The 3,221-nt window shown below is 70.8% G+C and carries 4 protein-coding genes; 3 read left to right on the top strand and 1 reads right to left on the bottom strand.

The genetic code is table 11. The features are described 5' to 3' along the window. Positions 1–240: DsbA family oxidoreductase (locus tag BFF77_RS19125; protein ID WP_425424393.1), on the top strand; the 240-nt coding region annotated here is incomplete at its 5' end. 69 nt (positions 241–309) lie between these two features. Further along, positions 310–1,353 (top strand): aminotransferase class V-fold PLP-dependent enzyme, encoded by a 1,044-nt coding sequence (locus BFF77_RS19120; RefSeq protein WP_066951244.1) that lies wholly within the window; start codon positions 310–312, stop codon positions 1,351–1,353. A gap of 80 nt (positions 1,354–1,433) precedes the next feature. Here the strand turns inward: BFF77_RS19120 and BFF77_RS19115 are convergent, their stop codons facing one another. After that, positions 1,434–2,006 (bottom strand): MarR family winged helix-turn-helix transcriptional regulator, encoded by a 573-nt coding sequence (locus BFF77_RS19115; protein ID WP_079125298.1) that lies wholly within the window; start codon positions 2,004–2,006, stop codon positions 1,434–1,436. 124 nt (positions 2,007–2,130) lie between these two features. Here BFF77_RS19115 and BFF77_RS19110 point away from each other — a divergent pair, with 124 nt between their 5' ends. Further along, on the top strand, positions 2,131–3,195 hold the full coding sequence (locus tag BFF77_RS19110; protein WP_066951240.1) for an alkene reductase: 1,065 nt from the start codon (positions 2,131–2,133) through the stop codon (positions 3,193–3,195). Positions 3,196–3,221: the final 26 nt, after the last annotated feature.

Raw genomic sequence — 3,221 nt, 5'->3', positions numbered from 1 at the left:
CGCGAGGCCGCCGAGCTGGGCGCGAACGGGGTCCCGTTCTTCGTGCTCGACCGGCGCTACGGCGTCTCCGGAGGGCAGCCGGCCGAGCTGTTCACCCAGGCGCTGGAGCAGGCGTGGCAGGGACGGGTGATCACGCCCGTCGCCGTCGCCGCGCCGGATGCCGCGGTGTGCGACACCGACGGTTCCTGCGAGATTCCGGGGGCCGGAGTCCAGTCGTCGCAGGCCGGAGCCCATTCATAAGGGCAGCTTGGGTGTTGTCATTAGATTTACGCGATTGACTATGAGGTGGGCGGGTTCCAGGGTGGGCACATGGACACCCTGGGAGGCGCCGAGTTCGCGCCGGACACGACCTATCTCAACACCGCCAGCTGCGGGCTGCTGCCCCGCCGGGCCGTCGCCGCCGTACGGGCGCTCGCCGAGGGGAACGCGGCCGGGCGCGGTGCCGGGAGCTTCGAGACCGTCGGCGCGGTCCGCGCCGCTTTCGCCCGGCTCATCGGTCTGCCGGCCGAGCGGGTCGCCACCGGCGGCGGGGTCTCGGTCCATGTCGGACTGATCGCCGCCTCGCTCCCCGCGGGCGCCGAAGTCCTCTTCCCCGAGGGCGACTTCAGCTCGGTGATCACACCGTTCGCCGTACGCGGCGACCTCAAGCTGCGGTACGCGCCGCTGGCGGACCTCGCGGAGGCGGTACGGCCGGGCACCGCGCTGGTGGCGTTCTCCTCGGTCCAGTCGGCGGACGGCCGGATCGCCGATCTCGACGCGGTACGGGCGGCCGCCGCCGCGCACGGCGCCCGTACGCTGGTCGACACCACGCAGTCGGCCGGCTGGCTGCCCGTGGACGCCGGCGCGTTCGACTACACCGTCACCGGCGGGTTCAAGTTCCTCGTCTGTCCGCGCGGCACGTCATTCCTCACGGTGACCGAGGAGGCGCAGGAGTCGCTGGCGCCGCTGCACGCGGGATGGACCGCGGGCGAGGACCTCTGGGCCAGTACGTACGGTCCCGTCGGCGAACTGGCCCACTCCGCGCGCCGTTTCGACGAGCCGCTGTCCTTCCTCTCCTACCACGGGGCCGCCGAGTCCCTCGCGCTGCTGGAGGAGATCGGCGCCGAGGCGCTCCACGCGCACAACACCGCGCTCGCCGCCCGCTTCCGGGAGGGTGTCATCGGCCTCGGCCACGAGCCGGTTCCCGCCGAGGGCTCCGTGATCGTCTCCGTACCGGGGCTGACGCACCGTCACGCCGACCTCGAACGGGCGGGAGTGGCCGTCTCGATCCGCGCGGGGTACGTACGGACCGCCTTCCACCTCTACAACTCCACGGCGGATGTGGACCGGGCCCTGGATGTGCTGGCCGGCTGAGCGCCGGCGGGAGCCGGTGGCGCCGTCGGCCTCGTAGCGGCGGTCGGGGCCGTGCCGGGTCCGGGGCCGGGCGGTCCGGTCTACTCCCGGTCCGCCGGCCGTCGCTCCTCCGCCGCCGTCCCCGCCTCACCCCGCCGCTCGGGGCACTCCTGCGTCTCCCGGCAGAGGTTCTCCTCGACCTTGGCGAGCAGCCGCGCCAGTTCCCCGCGCTCGGCCTCGTCGAGTCCCGCCAGCGTCTGTTCCTCCAGATCCGTCCAGGCGTCCGCCACCTCGGAGCGCAGCGTGCAGCTCTCCCCGGTCGCCTCGACCAGCACCGCCCGCCGGTCCTCCGGATCGGCCGAACGCCTCACATACCCGGCCTGGTCCAGCCGCTGGAGCATCTTGGTGACCGTCGACGGATCGAGGTCCATCGCCTTGATCAGTTCGGACTGGCGCACCGTGTCCGTGTTCCACAGGCGCATCATCAGGAACTCCTGGCCCGGGTAGAGGCCGGTGCGCCGCAGCAGCTTGCCCGCGGCGATACGGTGCAGCCGCGCGACCCGGGACAGGGAGTGGCTGACCGGGCCGCCGTGCGTGGTGCCCCGCGGATCGCCCGTGTGGTCACCCGGCGGATCGCCGGTACAGGCAGGGTCGTCCGTGCGTTCCGAGGTCATGGCCATGAGTTTAGCTTGGTCGGCCAAGGAATACGTTAGGGTGATCCACGGTTGATTGCTTGGCCGACCACATATCGGTCGGTCACAACCGCCGTGCCAGCCATTCACCGCTCTGGGAGCGTTCATGACCACAGCGTTCGACCCGATCGACCTCTCGGGTACGCAGCTCGCCAACCGCATCGCCATGGCCCCGATGACCCGCAGTCGCGCCTTCGGCCCCAGCCACTCGCCCACCGACTCGGTGGTGGAGTACTACACACAGCGTGCCTCCGCCGGTCTGATCATCACCGAGGGGACCCAGCCCTCCGTGGTCGGCCAGGGCTACCCGGACACTCCCGGTCTGCACAGCGCCGAGCAGATCGCGGGCTGGCGCAAGGTCACCGACGCCGTACACGCCAAGGGCGGCAAGATCTTCGCCCAGATCATGCACGCCGGCCGGATCGGCCACCCGGATCTGCTTCCCGACGGTCTGGTGCCGGTGAGCGCCTCCGCCGTCGCCGCGCAGGGACAGGTCTATCTCCACGACGGTCCCAAGGACTTCGTCACGCCGCACGAGCTGACCTCCGACGAGGTACGGGCGACCATCGCGGACTTCGTCTCCGCCGCCCGCAACGCGATCGAGGCCGGTTTCGACGGGGTCGAGCTGCACGGTGCCAACGGTTATCTGATCCACCAGTTCCTGGCGCCCGGCTCCAATCTGCGGACCGACGAGTGGGGCGGCTCCGTGGAGGGCCGTATCCGCTTCGCGGTCGAGGTGACCCGCGCGGTCGCCGACGAGATCGGCGCCTCGCGCACCGCGATCCGTATCTCGCCCGGGAACGAGTACAACAGCATCGTGGAGCCCGAGCCGGACGAGGCGTACATCGCGCTGGTCAAGCAGCTGGAGCCGATCGGTCTGGCCTATCTGCATCTGATCGAGAAGACGCGCGACCTGACGAACGTCCTGCGCAAGCACTTCTCCGGGACACTCGTCCTCAACGCCGCGACCGAGGGATTCACCGGCGCCGACGAGCTGAAGCTGATCGAGGACGGTACGGCGGACATCGTCTCCTTCGGCGGGCTCTTCCTCGCCAACCCCGATCTGCCGGCCCGGCTGAAGGCCGGCGGCCCGTACAACAGCCCCGACCCGGCGTCCTTCTTCGGCGGCGACGACAAGGGCTACATCGACTATCCGTTCCTGGAGAGCTGACGGACGGACAGGGGTGCGGGGCAGGC

This window comes from Streptomyces lushanensis (assembly GCF_001700515.1).
In the GTDB taxonomy this organism is placed as follows: domain Bacteria; phylum Actinomycetota; class Actinomycetes; order Streptomycetales; family Streptomycetaceae; genus Streptomyces; species Streptomyces lushanensis.
The sequence above is the reverse complement of the archived record's forward strand: the minus strand, read 5'-3'. Positions and strand labels throughout refer to the sequence as shown.

Coding starts and splice junctions, on each gene's coding strand:
- BFF77_RS19120 (WP_066951244.1), top strand. CDS start 310: ATGGACACCCTGGGAGGCGCCGAGTTCGCGCCGGACACGACCTATCTC.
- BFF77_RS19115 (WP_079125298.1), bottom strand. CDS start 2,006: ATGACCTCGGAACGCACGGACGACCCTGCCTGTACCGGCGATCCGCCG.
- BFF77_RS19110 (WP_066951240.1), top strand. CDS start 2,131: ATGACCACAGCGTTCGACCCGATCGACCTCTCGGGTACGCAGCTCGCC.